The organism is Niallia sp. WK069_GA_01 (assembly GCF_983173855.1).
Genome location: NZ_OZ470138.1, coordinates 1,132,025 through 1,151,262 on the forward strand (window position 1 = coordinate 1,132,025; position 19,238 = coordinate 1,151,262).

17 protein-coding genes, 1 tRNA gene and 1 pseudogene are annotated in these 19,238 nt (G+C 35.6%); 18 read left to right on the forward strand and 1 reads right to left on the reverse strand.

Annotated elements, in window-relative coordinates; genetic code table 11:
* The first annotated feature begins 1 nt into the window (after window position 1).
* From hisA to AC5LWL_RS05420, 10 genes are all read left to right on the forward strand, one after another.
* Window positions 2-736 carry a 1-(5-phosphoribosyl)-5-[(5-phosphoribosylamino)methylideneamino]imidazole-4-carboxamide isomerase gene (hisA, locus tag AC5LWL_RS05375; RefSeq protein ID WP_493433366.1) on the forward strand — a complete coding sequence of 245 codons (735 nt, stop codon included), beginning with the start codon at window positions 2-4 and terminating at the stop codon, window positions 734-736.
* Window positions 730-1,488: an imidazole glycerol phosphate synthase subunit HisF gene (hisF, locus tag AC5LWL_RS05380; protein ID WP_493433367.1), complete on the forward strand. Its 759-nt coding sequence runs from the start codon at window positions 730-732 to the stop codon at window positions 1,486-1,488. Before hisA ends, hisF begins: the two co-directional genes overlap by 7 nt.
* On the forward strand, window positions 1,485-2,129 hold the full coding sequence (gene hisIE, locus AC5LWL_RS05385; RefSeq protein WP_493433368.1) for a bifunctional phosphoribosyl-AMP cyclohydrolase/phosphoribosyl-ATP diphosphatase HisIE: 645 nt from the start codon (window positions 1,485-1,487) through the stop codon (window positions 2,127-2,129). Before hisF ends, hisIE begins: the two co-directional genes overlap by 4 nt.
* A 502-nt stretch (window positions 2,130-2,631) precedes the next feature.
* Entirely contained in the window at window positions 2,632-4,134 is a 1,503-nt protein-coding gene (locus tag AC5LWL_RS05390) for a tetratricopeptide repeat protein (protein ID WP_493433369.1), read from the forward strand.
* 226 nt (window positions 4,135-4,360) lie between these two features.
* Complete coding sequence (trxB, locus tag AC5LWL_RS05395) at window positions 4,361-5,311, forward strand: thioredoxin-disulfide reductase (protein ID WP_493433370.1); 951 nt, start codon at window positions 4,361-4,363, stop codon at window positions 5,309-5,311.
* Between the two features lie 412 nt (window positions 5,312-5,723).
* Window positions 5,724-6,182, forward strand: coding sequence for an NUDIX hydrolase (locus AC5LWL_RS05400; RefSeq protein ID WP_445488083.1), 459 nt, complete (start codon window positions 5,724-5,726; stop codon window positions 6,180-6,182).
* A 15-nt stretch (window positions 6,183-6,197) separates the two neighbouring features.
* Window positions 6,198-7,082 (forward strand): RNase adapter RapZ, encoded by an 885-nt coding sequence (rapZ, locus tag AC5LWL_RS05405; RefSeq protein WP_493433371.1) that lies wholly within the window; start codon window positions 6,198-6,200, stop codon window positions 7,080-7,082.
* Between the two features lie 2 nt (window positions 7,083-7,084).
* Complete coding sequence (locus AC5LWL_RS05410) at window positions 7,085-8,059, forward strand: gluconeogenesis factor YvcK family protein (RefSeq protein WP_493433372.1); 975 nt, start codon at window positions 7,085-7,087, stop codon at window positions 8,057-8,059.
* A 315-nt stretch (window positions 8,060-8,374) separates the two neighbouring features.
* On the forward strand, window positions 8,375-9,319 hold the full coding sequence (whiA, locus tag AC5LWL_RS05415; protein ID WP_493433373.1) for a DNA-binding protein WhiA: 945 nt from the start codon (window positions 8,375-8,377) through the stop codon (window positions 9,317-9,319).
* 245 nt (window positions 9,320-9,564) lie between these two features.
* Window positions 9,565-9,810, forward strand: coding sequence for an HPr family phosphocarrier protein (locus AC5LWL_RS05420; RefSeq protein WP_493433374.1), 246 nt, complete (start codon window positions 9,565-9,567; stop codon window positions 9,808-9,810).
* Between the two features lie 175 nt (window positions 9,811-9,985).
* Here AC5LWL_RS05420 and clpP read toward each other — a convergent pair whose 3' ends face one another.
* Window positions 9,986-10,591, reverse strand: coding sequence for an ATP-dependent Clp endopeptidase proteolytic subunit ClpP (clpP, locus tag AC5LWL_RS05425; RefSeq protein ID WP_493433375.1), 606 nt, complete (start codon window positions 10,589-10,591; stop codon window positions 9,986-9,988).
* Window positions 10,592-10,946: 355 nt separating this feature from the next.
* On the opposite strand from clpP, the gene AC5LWL_RS05430 reads away from it, so the two are divergent.
* The 8 genes and pseudogenes from AC5LWL_RS05430 to eno all read left to right on the forward strand — a co-directional run bounded on the left by AC5LWL_RS05430 (window position 10,947) and on the right by eno (window position 19,154).
* Window positions 10,947-11,018 (forward strand) — tRNA-Arg (locus tag AC5LWL_RS05430).
* A gap of 306 nt (window positions 11,019-11,324) precedes the next feature.
* Window positions 11,325-11,517 (forward strand): annotated as a pseudogene (locus tag AC5LWL_RS05435) (DDE-type integrase/transposase/recombinase); the annotation flags it as partial.
* 618 nt (window positions 11,518-12,135) lie between these two features.
* Window positions 12,136-13,152 carry a sugar-binding transcriptional regulator gene (locus AC5LWL_RS05440; RefSeq protein ID WP_493433376.1) on the forward strand — a complete coding sequence of 339 codons (1,017 nt, stop codon included), beginning with the start codon at window positions 12,136-12,138 and terminating at the stop codon, window positions 13,150-13,152.
* A 56-nt stretch (window positions 13,153-13,208) separates the two neighbouring features.
* A complete protein-coding gene (gene gap / locus AC5LWL_RS05445) occupies window positions 13,209-14,216 on the forward strand; it encodes a type I glyceraldehyde-3-phosphate dehydrogenase (protein ID WP_493433377.1) in 1,008 nt (335 codons plus the stop codon).
* 104 nt (window positions 14,217-14,320) lie between these two features.
* Complete coding sequence (locus AC5LWL_RS05450; RefSeq protein ID WP_493433378.1) at window positions 14,321-15,505, forward strand: phosphoglycerate kinase; 1,185 nt, start codon at window positions 14,321-14,323, stop codon at window positions 15,503-15,505.
* A 36-nt stretch (window positions 15,506-15,541) separates the two neighbouring features.
* Entirely contained in the window at window positions 15,542-16,300 is a 759-nt protein-coding gene (gene tpiA / locus AC5LWL_RS05455) for a triose-phosphate isomerase (RefSeq protein ID WP_493433379.1), read from the forward strand.
* Window positions 16,297-17,832 (forward strand): 2,3-bisphosphoglycerate-independent phosphoglycerate mutase, encoded by a 1,536-nt coding sequence (gene gpmI / locus AC5LWL_RS05460; RefSeq protein WP_493433380.1) that lies wholly within the window; start codon window positions 16,297-16,299, stop codon window positions 17,830-17,832. Before tpiA ends, gpmI begins: the two co-directional genes overlap by 4 nt.
* Window positions 17,833-17,858: 26 nt before the next feature.
* Window positions 17,859-19,154, forward strand: a complete 1,296-nt coding sequence (gene eno / locus AC5LWL_RS05465) for a phosphopyruvate hydratase (RefSeq protein WP_493433381.1) — start codon at window positions 17,859-17,861, stop codon at window positions 19,152-19,154.
* Window positions 19,155-19,238: the final 84 nt, after the last annotated feature.

The following is a 19,238-nucleotide window of genomic DNA, read 5'->3' on the forward strand; positions in this document are numbered from 1 at the left end:
AATGAGCTTTACAATATATCCTGCTATTGATATGCGCGGTGGTAAATGCGTTCGTCTTCTGCAAGGGGATTATAATAAAGAAACCATTTATGGCGATTCGCCTTATGCGATGGCAAAAAACTTTGCAGAGCAAGGTGCTAAGTGGATTCATATGGTCGATCTTGATGGGGCAAAGGATGGGAAAAGAGTAAATGATGCCTTCGTAATTGATGCAGCACAAAAGCTAGGTGTTAAGGTGCAAATTGGTGGAGGCATTCGTACAGAAAAAGATATCGTCCACTATTTGGATAATGGACTTGCCCGTGTCATCATTGGCAGCATTGCTGTATCCAATCCGGATTTTGCCATTGAAATGATTCGCAAATATGGAAACAAAATAGCAGTTGGCATCGATGCAAAAAATGGTTATGTTGCAACACATGGTTGGATTACGACATCGGAAAATCGAGCAGTTGATCTTGGAAAAAGATTTGCAGATGCAGGCGCTGAAACGTTTATTTTCACAGATATTGCCACTGACGGTATGCTAAGCGGACCAAATTTAGAGGCGGTAAAAGAAATGGCGATAGAGACTGGAAAAGAAGTAATCGCTTCAGGTGGGGTAAGCAATATAAATGATTTAAGAATGTTAAAAGAAATAAGCGACACAGGTGTTCGTGGAGCAATTGTAGGCAAAGCTCTTTATGAAGGTCGTTTCTCCGTACAAGAAGCATTAGAGGTGGATGCTACATGTTAACGAGTAGGATTATTCCATGCCTAGATGTGAAAAACGGACGAGTAGTTAAAGGGGTACAATTCGTTGAACTAAGGGATGCTGGAGATCCAGTAGAATTAGCGAGATTTTATGATGAACAAGGTGCAGATGAATTAGTATTCCTTGATATATCAGCATCACATGAAGGCAGAAAAACAATGGTAGAAGTGGTAAAAGAGGTTGCTTCAGAGCTTGCTATTCCTTTTACAGTTGGTGGTGGGATCAACTCGTTGGAGGATATGAAGAGAATTTTGCGGGCAGGTGCAGATAAAGTGTCGTTAAACACAGCAGCTGTTACCAATCCTGGGCTAATTACAGAAGGAGCAAATTTCTTCGGGTCACAATGCATTGTTGTTGCAATAGATGCAAAGTTTGATAAAGAGAGAGAAACATGGCGTGTTTATACGCATGGAGGCAGAAAAGCGGTAGAGAAGGACGTCATTTCATGGGCAAAAGAAGCAGTAGCGCTAGGAGCAGGAGAAATTCTTTTAACAAGCATGGATTCAGACGGGGAAAAAAAGGGTTTTGATTTAGCATTAACAAAAGCGGTTAGTGAAGCGGTCACTGTACCTGTTATTGCTTCAGGGGGAGCAGGTAGCGCAGAACATTTTCAAACAGTTTTTCAAGAAGGAAAAGCAGATGCTGCCCTTGCTGCATCCATTTTTCATTATAAAGAAACTTCTGTACATGAAGTGAAGGAATATTTGAAAGAAAGAGGAGTGCTTGTTAGATGAATATTGAAGACTTGACATTTGATGAAAAAGGGTTGATACCAGCTATCGTTCAAGATGTTAACTCAAAAGAGGTTTTAACATTAGCCTACATGAATAAGGAATCATTATTAAAATCATTAGAGACTGGAGAAACATGGTTTTATAGCAGATCAAGGAAAGAACTTTGGAATAAAGGCGCAACAAGTGGAAATACACAGAAAATTGTTGAAATGAAATTTGACTGTGATAAGGATGCCATTGTAGTATTTGTTATTCCGGCTGGACCTGCATGTCATAATGGCACAACGAGTTGTTTTACAGAAAGTATTTATCAAGATAAGCTAACAGCGGATTTTGAAATATCAAACTATCAAATATTATTTAATCTGGAACAGGTAATAAAAGAAAGAGAGAAAAACCGTCCAGAAGGTGCTTATACTACGTACTTATTCGAAAAAGGCGTGGATAAAATTCTTAAAAAAGTGGGAGAAGAAGCAGCAGAGGTTATTATTGCAGCAAAAAACCGCGATGCAGAAGAGTTAAAATGGGAATCAGCTGATTTACTTTATCATTTATTTGTATTATTAAGAGAACAAAATTTACCATTTGCAGAGATTTTAAAGGTATTAGAAACTCGTCATCAAGAAAAAGAAAAAGAATAGACTGTTTTGTTTGGGTATTTCTTGCTTTAAATTGCAGCCTGAGTACACTTCGATTTCGACTTAGCTATTACAGAAAAGCTTTGTGATTTCCTTTCTGCATGATTTTGCTTTTTTGGCATTTCCGTAGGAGGTTATGTATATTCAGGCTGCTAAGGGCTGTTAAGTATAATTCCCCTCATATATTTTGTTAAAAACAACAAAAGTTGAGAAAACAGTCAATAATAAGAACAAGAGGGGTATTTCATTCGGCATTCACCACCAGACTTATGAGTGCCCCTTATTTGAAAATTCCTTAATAACAGAAGAAATCCCCTGAATAACAGGTTAAACTAACTTCGAAGGAAAAGGCCTCCATATACATTCCATACCGACAAACTAGAGAGAAACTTCCATCAATGAATTCTTCTCTGAAAGCTTTAACATATGTTATACTACATTAGTTGAACTATTTACAGTTATGTTTCTTAATGAGAGGAACTGCAATATATAGATGGAGGATTTTATGAATAAAAACTCAAAAATACTACAACCGATGGGTCAACTTATTACATTTAATCCAACTGGCGAATATTATTTTTCAAAAGGTATTAAAGCATATCATCGTAAAGATTATTATAGATCATTAAAGTATTTGCAAAGAGCGATGCAGTTAGAGCCAGGGGAACCTATGATAGTGTGCCAGCTTGCTATTGTCTATGCAGATATTGGGGAATATCAAAAATCAAATAAGCTTCTTCATCTTATATTAGAAGAATTGGATGAAGAAATGGTGGAATGTTATTATTTCCTTGCAAGTAATTATGCCTATTTAGGATTTTTTAAGGACGCTTATTATCATGCTAATTTATATTTGAAATTAGATGAGAATGGAGAGTTTGAGGAAGAAACAGAGGATTTATTAGAAGTATTAACTTTAGAAGCAGATGGACTTGAAGAAGAGCCATATGAAGAGGATGACCTAATTAACAGGCAAGAGGAAGCAAGAGATTTACTTGAATCTGGGCATTTTCCAAAGGCTGTTGAGATGTTAAATAAAGTAATTCAAGATTATCCTGAATATTGGTCTGCTCATAACAATCTTGCGTTAGCCTACTTTTATCTAGGAGAAGTTAAAAAAGCAAATTGTATTCTTGATGAAGTACTGGAAAAAAACATGGGAAATTTACATGCGCTATGTAATAAATTAGTGTTTGCTTATTATGAAAAAGAAGAGTCAAATGTTAAACAATTAACAAACATTTTGCAGAAGATCAAACCTATGTCCATTGATCATCAATTTAAAATTGGCACAACATTTGCTTTAGTTGGGGAATATAGTTCAGCTTTCTACTGGTTAAAAAAACTTCATAAACAAGGTTTTACTGGGGATGCCTCTTTTTATTATTGGTTTTCCTATGCAGCCTATTTTACAGGAAGAGATAATTTAGCCTCCGTATTATGGGAAAAAGTAATCGAAGAAAATCCAGAAAAAAAAGGGCATGAACCTTGGAGTAATAGAGAAGATACAGTAAATGGCTTTGAAGATCACCTTACATCCATTCAAAAAAGATTGGAAAGCAATCATTTAGAAGAAAGATTATTTGCTTTGTTTTTAACTAGTATTTCAATGTATAAAGATAAAATATTGTCTTCCAAAAACATACAGCAAAATGAAGGTCTTTCATCATTAGAAGTGCAATATCTCTCCTATGTTAAAACAGGTTACAAAATAGAAGATCCACTATTATTAAGTGCCCATAGTACTGCCGAAAGAATGTATCAAAAGTATCAGCCAATTGGAACGGTCGAAGCTGGTCTGTATTTAATGTGGTTTTCTGTCTTTATAGAATTGCATAAAGCCGGTGTGACGATGAAAAATAGTAGTGCTTGGGCAGCTGCAATGGATTATGTATGGCATAAATACCGCAATGAAAAAATATCACAACAAGAAACAGCGGATTCTTACGGGTTATCTCCTTCTACGTTGCAAAGATACATTAAATTAGTGAAGCAGCATTTGAGTTAGTACTTCTGCACTAAAAATGTAAACAGCAATTGAGCAGATTTTTGGACTAATAGAACCTTGTTATATAGGATAGAAATAGATGGTCATACTAGAAGAGAAAAGTCAAACCAGTTGGCAGTTGCTTTTTACACTGTTTTACTTTAGCGATATAGATTGTTGGTGTTTTTTATGAGGAAACAGAAAGTGAAGGATGGTCTGTTGTTATTTGAAAAAGGAGTTGGTTGTTTTGGCAGAAGAAAAAATTTATGATGTTATCATTATTGGTGCTGGTCCAGCAGGCATGACAGCTGCGGTTTATACTTCCCGTGCTAATTTATCAACATTAATGATTGAAAGAGGCATCCCTGGAGGGCAAATGGCCAATACGGAAGATGTTGAAAACTTTCCTGGATTTGAAAGTATTCTAGGTCCTGATTTATCGAATAAAATGTTTAATCATGCTAAAAAATTCGGTGCTGAATATGCATATGGCGATATTAAAGAAATTGTGGATGGTCCTGAATATAAAACAATAAAAGCAGGTTCAAAAGAATATAAAGCAAGAGCAGTTATTTTATCAACAGGTGCTGAGTATAAAAAGGTTGGCGTGCCTGGTGAGAAAGAACTTGGTGGTCGTGGTGTTTCTTACTGTGCGGTTTGTGACGGTGCCTTCTTTAAGAATAAACGATTATTTGTTATCGGCGGGGGAGACTCTGCAGTTGAAGAAGGTGTCTATTTAACTCGCTTTGCTTCACAAGTTACGATTGTGCATCGCCGTGAAGAACTTCGTGCACAAAAAATTCTGCAGCAAAGAGCTTTTGATAATGAAAAAATCGACTTTATTTGGAATCACACAGTGAAAACAATCAACGAAAAAGACGGTAAGGTCGGCAGTGTAACCCTTGTTTCTACAGTAGATGATACGGAACAAGAATTAGAAGCAGAAGGTGTGTTTATTTACATCGGAATGGTGCCTTTATCGAAGCCATTTGAAAACTTAGATGTGACAAATGAAAATGGTTATATTGAAACAAATGACCGTATGGAAACAAAAGTACCAGGTATCTTTGCAGCTGGGGATATTCGTGAGAAATCACTTCGCCAAATTGTAACGGCAACTGGTGATGGCAGTATTGCAGCTCAAAGTGCACAACATTTTGTGGAAGAATTAATAGAATCTTTAAAACAAAAGGCATAATATGAATTGAATAAACGTATCATTCCGACAAATGAAAAGTGTTAAAACCTTTTAATTTTACTGTAACAATAGTGAAATATATATCGGGTATGATAATAATAGAATTGACCCCCTTTTAAGATATAAATTTTTTCCGAGGATGTCCTAAAGTAAGGTCAGACTGCCATTAAATTGGTGATCTTAGCCTTTATTAGCACATCCTCCTTTTTTTGTTCTCTCCTGTCAAAAATCTTCAGCTATCTAGAGAAAATAAATACTATTCAATGAAAAACTGCTGTTAATTCCTATCTAATTTCATAAGAAGGCATTTTATTGTGGGTGTTTCTTAATAATAGTATAATAATAAGAATAGATTAGAGCATTATTTAATTTATACATAAGCTATTCTACAAAATAACTGAGGTGATTTATTATGCAGCGTGTAACGAATTGCTTGTTGCTTCAAGATAATAAAGTATTGCTTTTACAAAAGCCAAGAAGAGGTTGGTGGGTTGCTCCGGGAGGGAAGATGGAGCCAGGAGAATCAGTAAGAGATTCCTGTATTCGTGAATTTAGAGAAGAAACAGGCATTTACTTAAGAAACCCAAATATTAAAGGTATTTTTACATTTATTATAAAAGACGGAGATAAAATCGTTTCAGAATGGATGATGTTTACCTTCTTTTCCACAAACTCAGATGGCATTCATGTAGATGAATCAGCTGAGGGGAAAATCGTATGGCATGAATTAGATGAGATAAGAAACTTGCCAATGGCAGAAGGGGACTACCATATTTTAGACTATATGATCCACGGTAATGGCCTTATATACGGAACCTTTACGTACACACCAGATTTTGAACTAATTAGTTATCGTCTTGATCCAAGCTGAAAATTAATAGGGGGAATGAATATGAGTGCGGTGAATGAGGCACAATTTGTTATTATTACAGGAATGTCAGGTGCAGGAAAAACAGTTGCTATTCAAAGCTTTGAGGATTTAGGATTTTTTTGTGTGGATAATCTGCCTCCAACGCTCTTGCCAAAATTTCTTGAACTTATGAAGGAATCTGAGAATAAGATGAATAAAGTAGCATTAGTAATGGATTTGAGGGGAAGAGAATTTTTTGATTCTTTATTTAGTGCACTTGATGAATTGACAAAATCTTGGGCAACTCCTCGAATATTATTTTTGGATGCAGAAGATAGCACATTAGTCAGAAGGTATAAAGAAACAAGAAGATCTCATCCCCTTGCGCCTTCTGGACTTCCTTTAGAAGGCATTAAACTGGAACGAGAACTATTAGAAGAATTAAAAGGCCGTGCACAGATTATTTATAATACTTCAAAAAGTTCTCCAAGAGAATTACGAGAAAAAATTTTAAAAGAGTTTTCAATAAATAAAGAGACCATTTTTACAGTAAATGTCATGAGTTTCGGTTTTAAACATGGCATTCCAATTGACGCGGACTTAGTATTTGATGTGCGTTTTTTACCAAATCCTCATTACGTTGAACATATGAGACCGAAAACCGGACTTGATAGTGAGGTGTCTAATTATGTGCTAAAGTGGACGGAAACAAGTCAATTTCTTGAAAAAGTAATCGATTTATTAACCTTTATGCTCCCTCAATATAAAAGAGAAGGTAAATCTCAACTTGTTGTGGCAATTGGATGCACAGGTGGGCAGCATCGTTCTGTTGCTTTATCAGAATATATTGGACACCATTTCGAAAAAGAGTATCATGTAGAATTTACTCATCGTGATATGAAGAGGAGAAAGGACCTATAAATATGAGTGAAAATGAGCAGCCTAGAATAGTGATTATTGGAGGAGGAACTGGTCTATCTGTTTTACTAAGAGGCTTAAAAAAATATCCTGTTGATATTACGGCAATAGTTACTGTTGCTGATGATGGAGGGAGCTCTGGCAGATTAAGAAATGATTTGGATATTCCGGCTCCCGGAGACATTCGAAATGTATTAGCAGCAATGTCTGATGTAGAGCCTTTAGTCGAAGAGATGTTTCAACATCGTTTTTCTAATAGCAGAGAACTTGATGGCCATTCATTAGGTAATTTAATTCTTGCTGCCATGACATCTATAACTGGGAATTTTACGTATGCTATTCAAGAAATGAGCAAAGTATTAAATGTACGCGGAAAAGTGCTGCCTGCAACGAATCATAGTGTTGTTTTAAATGCCTTAATGGACGATGGATCAGTTGTTACAGGGGAATCAAGCATTCCTCAAAGTGGGAAGAAGATTAAAGAAGTCTTTTTAACACCAAAAAATTCTACTCCTCTTCCAGAAGCCTTGCAAGCTATTCAATCTGCTGATTTAATCATAATCGGTCCAGGTAGTTTATATACAAGTATCTTACCAAACTTAATTGTGCCAGAAATTGGAGCAGAACTCCTAAAAGCATCGGCAAAAAAGGTATATATATGCAATATTATGACACAAGCAGGTGAAACATTAGATTATACGGCGAGTGACCATGTAAAGGCCATTTATCAGCATATGAAAAAGCCATTTATTGATACCATTCTTGTAAACAGAAAAAATATTCCTGAAAGTATTCAAGAACGTTATAATGAGGAAAGAGCTAAGCCTGTAAATTTCGATATCAAACAAATAGAACAATTGGGCCTAAATATAATTTCAGGAGATATCATTAGCCTAGATGATGATGTCATTCGCCATAATACAGTAGAAGTTGCCAAGATACTATACACATTAATTAATGAACAAATTCTCCAAAAATAAAGCTCAACCATATTTTGTAGTATACAGTTTCCAAAACATTCGTTTTATAATAATAAGGTTGGCTACTTGGAAAAGAATTCGTACCATTGAGTATGAAACTAAGTAGTTTCCCTAAATTTATGTAAGTTGTAGTAGGGAGCAGCCGGAATACACGAAAACTTCCGCAGGAAATCGAAGTGTGTGCAGGCTGCGGTCTTATTGAGAGTGCAAGCCTCTTTTCAGGGTAGCTCGAATAAATAAAATCATATTCGTGAGCGCTATATTTTTAATCTATATGATTAGAAAATATTGCGTTTTTTAATGGAGGTGAAGGAAATGTCTTTCGCTTCAGAGACAAAAAAGGAATTAACTACAATTGAAGTTAAAAATTGCTGTGGAAGAGCAGAATTATCGGCGCTAATCCAAATGAATGGCACATTATCTTTTTCCAGCCAAAAGTTAGTTTTAGATATCCAAACAGAAAATGCAGCAATTGCAAGAAGAATATACACATTAATCAAAAGATACTTCGATATACCAGTAGAACTGCTTGTTCGAAAAAAAATGCGGCTAAAAAAGAATAATGTTTATATCGTAAGACTTTCTACACAGGCAAAAGAGGTATTAGAAAATCTGCAAATAGTAACAGAAGGCTTCATATTTACACATGATATTTCGAAAGAACTTATTAAGAAAAAATGCTGTAAACGATCTTATTTAAGAGGAGCATTCCTTGCAGGCGGTTCGGTAAATAATCCAGAAACATCATCCTATCATTTAGAAATTTTCTCTTTGTATAAAGAGCATATAACAGCACTAAGTGATTTAATGAACACATTTGATTTAAATAGTAAAACACTTGAAAGAAAAAAAGGATTTATCACTTACTTAAAAGAAGCAGAAAAAATTACCGAGTTTTTAAATATAATTGGCGCACATGGCGCATTGCTTCGTTTTGAAGATATCCGGATTGTTAGAGATATGAGAAATTCTGTTAACAGGCTAGTAAATTGTGAAACCGCAAATCTAAATAAAACAATTGGTGCCGCTTTAAGACAGGTGGAAAATATCCGTTTTATTGATAGAACTGTCGGACTTCAAATCCTGCCAGATAAATTACGTGAAATTGCTGAATTGAGAGTAGCCTATCAAGATGTCACATTAAAAGAATTAGGAGAAATGGTGTCGTCAGGTAATATCAGCAAATCTGGAATCAATCATCGCTTAAGAAAGATAGATGAGATTGCAGAAACCCTTCGTAGAGGGGAGAAGGCGAACTAAACGTTTTTTCTCAAAAAAAAAACGAGGTAATGAGAATGTTTTATTGAAGAAAAAGATGAGTTTTCTGAACTTTGACAACTGTCTAGCCTTGCTCCTTTGAATATTTCCTCCTGCCTCTAAAAGAAAAAAACACTTTTTGAGTCAGGAGAACATATTTCTTCAGAGCTGTTCAAGGCGCTTGCGCTTTTCTTATTTACTTGTATAATTATGGATAAGAAAGCATAAGGGGAAAGGAATGGAGAAAGATGGTGGAAAAACAAATTCAAGTGAAATTAAAAAATGGCTTACAAGCACGTCCAGCAGCAATATTTGTTCAAGAAGCAACAAATTATTTATCAGAAGTATATATTGAAAAAGAAGGAAAAAAAGTAAATGCAAAGAGTATTATGGGAATTATGGGATTAGCCATACATTCAGGGGCGACAATTACATTAATGATAGATGGTAGCGATGAAATGGAAGCGCTTAATAATCTGGCCGATTTATTATAAAAAAATATCTGTTCAGACGAAAATTGTTAGAGAATAAAATTTATTATCCAATGATAATTGTATAGAAAAATTCAGATGCTAATACAAAAAAGAAGATATAACATTCGAGGCAAAGAGTTTGATCGCATCAAAAACAAAACCCATGCAGAAATTTCTATGCATGGGTTTTTGAGAATTATTTATCTTTTTTTTCTGTTAAAGAGTTACGTGTAATAATATGATCTACTAAACCATATTCTTTTGCTCTATCTGCTGTCATAAAGTTATCACGTTCAGTATCACGTGCAATGATGTCGATAGGTTGACCAGTACGCTCAGATAAAATACCGTTTAATTTATCACGTAAGAAAAGAATTCGTTTTGCAGCAATTTCGATTTCAGTTGCTTGGCCTTGTGCTCCGCCAAGTGGCTGATGAATCATTACTTCACTATTTGGAAGACAGTAGCGTTTTCCTTTTTCACCTGCAGCAAGTAAGAAAGCTCCCATTGAAGCAGCCATTCCTATGCAGATTGTTTGCACTTTCGGCTTAATGAATTGCATTGTATCATAAATTGCCATACCAGCAGTAATGCTTCCGCCTGGGCTGTTAATGTAGATGGATACATCCTTTTCTGGATTTTCAGCATCTAAAAATAATAATTGAGATACAATTGAATTTGCTACATTATCATCAATTGCGCTGCCTAACATGATAATACGATCCTTTAATAGACGAGAATAAATATCGTAAGCACGTTCCCCTCTATTTGTTTGTTCAATAACTGTAGGAATTAAATTCATTGAAAATCCTCCTTTTAAGATAAATTCTTCTTAATAGAACTTTTTAAGTATATGTTTCTTCAGTAATGATGAAATCAATACTGTATGTAATCCTAATGATACACGGATGGTCAATTAAGGTCAAACGATTACTCCTATAAGTAAGAAAGAATCATTCGACATTGTTTGAAATTGCTTCTGCGGATAGAAATTGTCTAGACTAAGCGTCTATACCATCATACCCAGGATGCATTTTTTTAAACAAATATAGTCTTGCATAATTAGAAAACTTAGCATATAATATGGAAGTTAAACTTTGGTGAAAAGTTAGCAAACAATATTTGTTTGGCTTTTTCCTATTATTATACACTAATATGCCCTCGTGGTGTAACGGATAGCACGTAAGATTCCGGTTCTTGAAATGGGGGTTCGATTCCCTCCGAGGGCGTTCCCTAAATGTTTATAAATCAAGTGTTTCTGCGTTATACAATTCGTGGGAACACTTTTTTTATGGTCATTTTTAAAGGATACAATAAAATTAAAAATACCACGAAAAGTAACACGTAATACAAAAATACTTCCTTATAAAATGTTAAAGGAGGTTGCCACTATAGTTACTCGTAGAAAAATATTTCCAACTCTAAAGTAAAAAAAATAATCGAATCTATAATGAAATAAGTAGAAAATCTTTGTCGAATTGTAGTGGAACTTTATTCAATTAGATATTTTATTCTGAATATTTTGTTAACTCATGAAATATAAAGCTACTACAAACTCTAAACATAAGCATTCAGTAAATAAAAATGTTTTATAAGGACAATTTAAAGCAAGTTAAACCAAATCAATCTTGGTTAATGGATATCACATACATTACGATAAATGAAGGTTGGCTTTATTTAGCGAGCTTGATGGATTTATATTCGCGAAAAATCATTGGATGGTACATGGATAAATAAAACCATGACAAATGAAGAAAAGCGGATAAATGTAAGTTTTTTTTGGAAAAGTAAGTTAATTCATTCATTCATTTGTATGGGGGGGCGATTCCCTCTGAGGGCGTATATGAAAGGTTGGAAATAAAGTGTTTCTACGATATTAAATTCGTAGGAGCACTTTTTTATATATTCAAATATAATCCTCATTTACAGAGGTTACTAGTCTGATCCGCTGATCATTTATCACTAAACCAGACTAGTCTAAAGAGGTAGTATCATTTATCGATTTTGTATAAAAGTTTTGTGGGTTTTATAAGTTGGCTGTAGAATTTTTTTAGTAATGTATTATAAGAAGTTCATTAAAAAAATTCTACTATAATTTGCTATGAGGTATGTGAGAAATTATGACATGGTTTCCTATTATTTAAGTCGAATGTTTTTGGAATTTTGCATATAAATAATCTTCACTTTTTCGTCAAATTTCATAAAAAAAGACGCATATAAGTTGAATTCATTACCTACTGGTGTTAAAATGATTGATGTAGCAGGGATGATTTTTTTTGCAGCCTCTGGGACATAATTTGTCTATGCGGGACTTCTGTCGACCACTGTAAGTGAAGGAGCAACATCATGTTTTCTTTTATTGAGATTCAAAAAAGATTATTACCTGATTTAGTTACTGTTATGCAAAAAAGATATTATATTCTTCAGTATATCAATAATATGCAGCCTGTGGGTAGAAGAAGTCTAGCTGGAAGCTTAGGATTGACTGAAAGAGTATTGCGAACTGAAGTGGAGTTTTTAAAAGAGCAAAAACTGATACACATAGCCAATATTGGGATGTCACTCACTTCAATCGGACAAGAAACATTGGAAAGTCTTTCTAGTGTAATGAGAGAAGTAACGGGTATTAATGAAATGGAGAAGGTTCTGCATAAAAAACTTGGTGTCAATAAAGTAATTATTGTCGCAGGTGACAGCGATCATTCCCCTTGGGTAAAAAAAGAGCTAGGTCTTGCTGCAGCAAATTGTATGAAATCTCTAATCGGTGGAAATAATATCATCGCAGTTACTGGTGGTACAACTATGGCTTCTGTAGCTGAAATGTTAACCCCGGACGTTGCAGATGGTGAATTATTATTTGTACCTGCCCGTGGAGGTATTGGAGAAGACGTGAAAAACCAAGCAAATACCATTTGCGCAATGATGGCAGATCATACGGCAAGCAAACATCGGGTTTTATATATTCCAGATGAGGTAAGTAAAGAAGTGTACAAGAGCGTTATAAACGATCCTCACATCAGTGAAGTGCTTAACCTTATAAAATCTGCGAATATGCTGGTGCATGGAATTGGAGAAGCCGTAACGATGGCGCAGCGCAGAAACACGAATGAAAGCAACTTAAAAAAGATAGAAGCAGCTAAAGCAGTAGGCGAAGCGTTTGGATATTACTTTAATGAAGCTGGAGAAGTTGTCCATAAAGTAGAAACAATAGGAATACGACTTGACAATTTATCAACAGTGCCAAATGTAATAGCCGTTGCAGGTGGTTCATCAAAATCAAAAGCCATTCGTGCATACTTAAAACAAGCACCCGTTTCTACTATATTAATTACAGATGAAGGTGCTGCAAAGAATTTGATATAACGGGGATTTCCCTTTATATATATTAATATCCTTAAAATTAAGAGGAGGAAATAAAAATGACAGTAAAAGTTGGTATTAACGGATTTGGACGTATCGGACGCTTAGCGTTTAGAAAAATTATCGAAAACCCAGAATTGGAAGTAGTAGCAATCAATGATTTAACTGACACTAAAATGTTAGCTCACCTTTTAAAATATGATTCATCTCAAGGTACTTTCCAAGGGGAAGTTGAAGTACATGAAGGTTACTTCTTAGTAAACGGTAAAAAAGTTGTTACAACTGCTGAAAGAAACCCAGCTGACCTTAAATGGGGAGATCTTGGAGTAGATACAGTATTAGAATGTACTGGTTTCTTCACTTCTAAAGAAAAAGCAGAAGCACATTTAACTGCTGGAGCTAAAAACGTAGTTATCTCTGCACCTGCAACTGGCGAAATGAAAACAATTGTTTACAATGTAAACCATGAAATTCTTGATGGTTCTGAAACTGTAATTTCTGGTGCTTCTTGTACTACTAACTGCCTTGCGCCAATGGCTCAAGTATTACAAAACAAATTTGGTATCGTAGAAGGATTAATGACTACAATCCACGCTTACACTGGCGACCAAAATACTTTAGATGCTCCACATCCAAAAGGTGATTTCCGTCGTGCTCGTGCAGCAGCTGAAAACATCATCCCTAACTCAACTGGTGCTGCAAAAGCAATCGGTTTAGTATTACCAGAATTACAAGGTAAACTTGATGGAGCTGCACAACGTGTTCCAGTTAAAACTGGTTCATTAACTGAGCTTGTTACAGTTCTTGATGAAAATGTAACTGTTGAGCAAGTAAATGCAGCAATGAAAGAAGCAGCTAACGAATCTTTCGGTTACACTGAAGACGAACTTGTTTCTTCTGATATTATCGGAATCAGCTACGGTTCATTATTTGATGCAACTCAAACAAAAGTATTAACAGTTGGCGACAAACAACTTGTTAAAACTGTTGCATGGTACGACAACGAAATGTCTTACACTAACCAACTTGTTAGAACTGTAAAACATTTTGCACAATTAGTTAAATAATTTTAGTTTTTAATTAAACTGAGAGTGATCGTACACCCTTAATCAAACAGCGGAAACATTTTGTTTCCGCTATTTTAAAAAAATGCATGTGGAGGGTCTTTATAATGAACAAGAAAACAATCCGCGATATCGATTTAAAGGGCAAAAAAGTATTTGTTCGTGTCGATTTTAATGTACCTATGAAAGATCAAACAATTACGGATGAAACAAGAATCCAAGCTGCACTTCCTACAATTAATCAATTAGTAGAACAAGGTGCAATCGTAATTTTAGCAAGCCATTTGGGCCGTCCAAAAGGTCAAGTGGTAGAAGAATTACGTTTAACTCCGGTTGCTGCTCGTTTATCTGAATTATTAGGTAAAAAAGTAGTAAAAACAGATGACTCATATGGCGATGCTGTAAAAGCTGAAATCAGCAAGTTGACAGATGGCGATGTTCTTTTATTGGAAAACGTTCGTTTTAATGCTGGAGAAGAGAAAAATGATGCTGAATTAGCAAAAGCTTATGCTGAACTTGCAGATGTTTTTGTTAACGATGCTTTTGGTGCGGCTCACCGTGCTCATGCATCTACAGAAGGTATCGCTCATTATATTCCAGCTGTTTCAGGTCTTTTAATGCAAAAAGAATTAGATGTTCTTGGGAAAGCATTATCTAATCCTGAGCGTCCGTTTACTGCGATCATCGGCGGAGCAAAAGTTAAAGATAAAATCGGCGTAATTGATAATCTTCTAGAAAAAGTAGATAACTTGATTATTGGCGGTGGATTAGCTTATACATTCATAAAAGCTCAAGGCCATGAAATCGGTAAATCTCTTTTAGAAGAGGATAAAATTGAGTTAGCTAAATCATATATAGAAAAAGCAAAAGCAAAAGGTGTTAATTTCTATATGCCTATCGATACAACTGTTGCAGATGACTTCTCTGAAACTGCAAACACAAAAGAAGTTGATGTTGATTCTATTCCAGCAGATTGGGAAGGTCTTGATATTGGTCCTAAAACAGCTGCACTATATGCGGACGTTATTAAAAGCTCTAAATTAGTTATTTGGAACGGACCAATGGGCGTATTTGAAATGGATGCATTTGCAAAAGGAACAAAGGCAGTAGCAGAGGCTCTTGCTGAAGCTCAAGATACATACTCTGTTATTGGCGGCGGAGATTCTGCAGCAGCAGTTGAGAAATTTGATTTAGCTGACAAAATGAGTCATATTTCTACTGGCGGCGGCGCATCATTAGAGTTTATGGAAGGTAAAGTACTTCCAGGTGTAGTAGCTTTAAACGACAAATAAGCTTTTAAATTATAGGCATGAAAGGATGTATAATACATGCGTAAACCTATTATTGCTGGTAACTGGAAAATGAATAAAACACTTCCAGAAGCAGTAGCATTCGTTAATGAAGTAAAAGGATCTGTTCCTTCAAGTGAAAACGTAGATGCAGTAGTTTGTTCTCCTGCGTTATTTTTAGGACAGTTAGTAGAATTAACAAAAGGCACAGATTTAAAGATCGGTGCACAAAATATGCATTTTGAAAAAAATGGTGCATTCACTGGCGAAATCAGCCCAGTAGCACTTCAAGACATCGGTGTACAATATGTAGTACTTGGACATTCTGAGCGTCGTGAATTCTTCAATGAAACAGACGAAGCAGTAAACCAAAAAACAAAAGCAGCTTTTGAAAATGGTTTAACACCAATTGTTTGCTGTGGTGAAACATTAGAACAAAGAGAAAATGGCGAAACAAATGATTTTGTTGCTTCTCAAGTTCAAAAAGCACTTCAAGGTTTAACAGATGACCAATTAAAAGCTACAGTTGTAGCATATGAGCCTATTTGGGCTATTGGTACTGGAAAATCATCTACATCTGCTGATGCAAACGAAGTATGTGCACATATTCGTAAAGTAGTAGCAGAACAGTTCTCAACTGAAGTTGCTGAAAGCATTCGCATTCAGTATGGCGGCAGTGTAAAACCTGAAAACATTAAAGAATACATGGCTCAATCTGACATAGATGGAGCGTTAGTAGGAGGAGCGAGCTTAGAAGCTCAAAGTTTCCTACAATTATTGGAGGCAGGTAAAGCATGAGTAAATCTCCAGTAGCGTTAATCATATTAGACGGCTTTGGTTTAAGAAGCGAACGTATGGGTAATGCAGTGGCTCAAGCTAACAAGCCTAATTTTGATAAATATTGGAATAATTATCCACACTCTACTTTAGTGGCTAGTGGTGAAGCTGTAGGTCTTCCAGCGGGACAAATGGGGAACTCAGAAGTAGGTCACTTAAACATCGGTGCAGGACGAATTGTTTACCAAAGTTTAACAAGAGTAAATGTTGCCATTAGAGAGGGAAATTTTGAAAAGAATGAAACCTTTGTTAATGCAATGAACCATGTTAAAGAAAAAGGCAAAAACCTTCATCTTTTTGGTTTATTATCTGATGGAGGCGTTCATAGCCATATTGAACATATGTTTGCACTTCTTCGTCTTGCAAAAGAAGAAGGAATAAAAAATGTATATATTCACGGAATTCTTGACGGCCGAGACGTCGGTCAAAAGACTGCGGAAAAATACATTAAAGCAACACAAGAAAAAATCAACGAGTATGGTATAGGTGAATTTGCTACGATTTCTGGTCGTTACTATTCTATGGATAGAGATAAACGCTGGGATCGTGTGGAAAAATCGTATCGTGCAATGGCATATGGGGAAGGACCTAGCTACTCCAACCCACTAGACGTTGTAGAAGATAATTACAACAATGGAATTTTTGATGAATTTGTTCTGCCTTCTGTTATCACAAAAGATAACGGAGAGCCAGTAGCAACGATTCAAGATGAAGATGCTGTGATATTCTATAATTTCCGTCCAGACCGTGCGATTCAGATTTCAAATACATTTACAAATGAAGATTTCCGTTCATTTGATCGTGGCGAAAATCATCCGAAAAACCTTTACTTTGTATGTTTAACTCATTTTAGTGAAACAGTAAAAGGGTATGTAGCATTTAAGCCAACAAACCTTGACAACACACTTGGTGAAGTGCTTTCTCAAAATGGTTTAAAACAACTTCGTATTGCGGAAACGGAAAAATATCCGCATGTTACCTTCTTTATGAGTGGTGGACGCGAAGCAGAATTCCCTGGTGAAAAGCGTATTCTAATCAACTCGCCTAAAGTTGCAACATACGATTTAAAACCAGAAATGAGTGCTTACGAAGTTACTGATGCACTTGTAAAAGAAATTGAAGAAGATAATGTTGATGCAATCATCTTGAACTTTGCAAATCCTGATATGGTTGGGCACTCCGGAATGCTTGAACCAACGATTAAAGCAATTGAAACAGTAGATGAATGCTTAGGCAAAATTATTACTTTAATTGAACAAAAAGGTGGTAAAGCAATTATCACCGCAGATCATGGTAATTCAGATGAAGTAGTAACTTTGGAAGGAACACCAATGACTGCACATACGACAAATCCTGTTCCTGTTATTGTTACACAAAAAGGTGCAGAATTGCGTACAGACGGTATTCTTGGAGATTTAGCTCCAACAATGTTAGATTTATTAGGTGTAGAAAAACCAGCAGAAATGACTGGTACATCAATCATTAAAAAATAATGTACTTATAAAAGGAGAGAATTAATATGCCATTTATTCAACAAGTATACGCACGTGAAGTTTTAGACTCACGCGGTAATCCAACAGTAGAAGTAGAAGTTTTAACAGAATCAGGTTTCTTCGGTCGCGCACTTGTACCATCTGGTGCTTCAACTGGTGAATACGAAGCAGTAGAATTACGTGATGGCGACAAATCACGTTACCTTGGTAAAGGTGTTCTTAAAGCAGTAGCAAACGTAAATGAAGTAATTGCAGAAGCAATTATCGGAATGGACGTTACAGATCAAGCTGGAATTGATAAAGCAATGATCGAACTTGATGGAACAGAAAACAAAGGTAAATTAGGTGCTAACGCAATCCTTGGTGTATCTATGGCTGCTGCAATTGCTGCTGCTGACGTAGTTGGTTTACCATTATACCGCTACCTTGGTGGATTCAATGCAAAACAATTACCAACTCCAATGATGAACATCATCAATGGTGGTTCACATGCTGATAACAACGTGGATTTCCAAGAATTCATGATCTTGCCAGTAGGTGCTCCAACTTTCAAAGAAGCTTTACGTATGGGTGCTGAAGTATTCCATGCACTTAAAGCAGTTCTTCATGACAAAGGTTTAAACACTGCTGTTGGTGATGAAGGTGGATTTGCTCCAAACCTTGGTTCTAACCGTGAAGCATTAGAAGTAATCATTGAAGCGATCAAAAAAGCTGGATACGAAGCTGGTAAAGACGTATACTTAGGTATGGACGTTGCTTCTTCAGAATTCTATAACAAAGAAACTGGAAAATACGATCTTGCAGGAGAAGGCCGTACTGGTTTAACTTCTGAAGAGCTTGTTACTTTCTACGAAGAATTAGTTAATGAATTCCCAATCCTATCTATTGAAGATGGTTTAGATGAAAACGACTGGGAAGGTCATAAATTATTAACAGACCGCATCGGTTCTAAAGTACAATTAGTAGGTGACGATTTATTCGTTACAAACACTAAAAAATTAGCTGAAGGTATTGAAAAAGGAATCTCTAACTCAATCCTTATTAAAGTTAACCAAATTGGTACTTTAACTGAAACTTTTGAAGCAATTGAAATGGCTAAACGTGCTGGTTATACAGCAGTAGTATCTCACCGTTCTGGTGAAACAGAAGATGCAACTATCGCTGACATCGCTGTTGCTACAAATGCTGGTCAAATCAAAACTGGTTCATTATCACGTACAGACCGTATTGCTAAATACAACCAATTACTTCGCATCGAAGACGAACTTGGCGATTTAGCAGTATATGATGGTTTAAAATCTTTCTATAACCTTAAAAAATAATAACAAGTAAAAGATTATTCTTTTAACTTGTATCTAACACCTCTATTAATGACACATTAATAGAGGTGTTTTCTGTTTATTAGA

Coding starts and splice junctions, on each gene's coding strand:
- hisA (WP_493433366.1), top strand. CDS start 2: ATGAGCTTTACAATATATCCTGCTATTGATATGCGCGGTGGTAAATGC.
- hisF (WP_493433367.1), top strand. CDS start 730: ATGTTAACGAGTAGGATTATTCCATGCCTAGATGTGAAAAACGGACGA.
- hisIE (WP_493433368.1), top strand. CDS start 1,485: ATGAATATTGAAGACTTGACATTTGATGAAAAAGGGTTGATACCAGCT.
- AC5LWL_RS05390 (WP_493433369.1), top strand. CDS start 2,632: ATGAATAAAAACTCAAAAATACTACAACCGATGGGTCAACTTATTACA.
- AC5LWL_RS05400 (WP_445488083.1), top strand. CDS start 5,724: ATGCAGCGTGTAACGAATTGCTTGTTGCTTCAAGATAATAAAGTATTG.
- rapZ (WP_493433371.1), top strand. CDS start 6,198: ATGAATATGAGTGCGGTGAATGAGGCACAATTTGTTATTATTACAGGA.
- AC5LWL_RS05410 (WP_493433372.1), top strand. CDS start 7,085: ATGAGTGAAAATGAGCAGCCTAGAATAGTGATTATTGGAGGAGGAACT.
- whiA (WP_493433373.1), top strand. CDS start 8,375: ATGTCTTTCGCTTCAGAGACAAAAAAGGAATTAACTACAATTGAAGTT.
- AC5LWL_RS05420 (WP_493433374.1), top strand. CDS start 9,565: ATGGTGGAAAAACAAATTCAAGTGAAATTAAAAAATGGCTTACAAGCA.
- clpP (WP_493433375.1), bottom strand. CDS start 10,591: ATGAATTTAATTCCTACAGTTATTGAACAAACAAATAGAGGGGAACGT.
- AC5LWL_RS05440 (WP_493433376.1), top strand. CDS start 12,136: ATGTTTTCTTTTATTGAGATTCAAAAAAGATTATTACCTGATTTAGTT.
- gap (WP_493433377.1), top strand. CDS start 13,209: ATGACAGTAAAAGTTGGTATTAACGGATTTGGACGTATCGGACGCTTA.
- AC5LWL_RS05450 (WP_493433378.1), top strand. CDS start 14,321: ATGAACAAGAAAACAATCCGCGATATCGATTTAAAGGGCAAAAAAGTA.
- tpiA (WP_493433379.1), top strand. CDS start 15,542: ATGCGTAAACCTATTATTGCTGGTAACTGGAAAATGAATAAAACACTT.
- gpmI (WP_493433380.1), top strand. CDS start 16,297: ATGAGTAAATCTCCAGTAGCGTTAATCATATTAGACGGCTTTGGTTTA.
- eno (WP_493433381.1), top strand. CDS start 17,859: ATGCCATTTATTCAACAAGTATACGCACGTGAAGTTTTAGACTCACGC.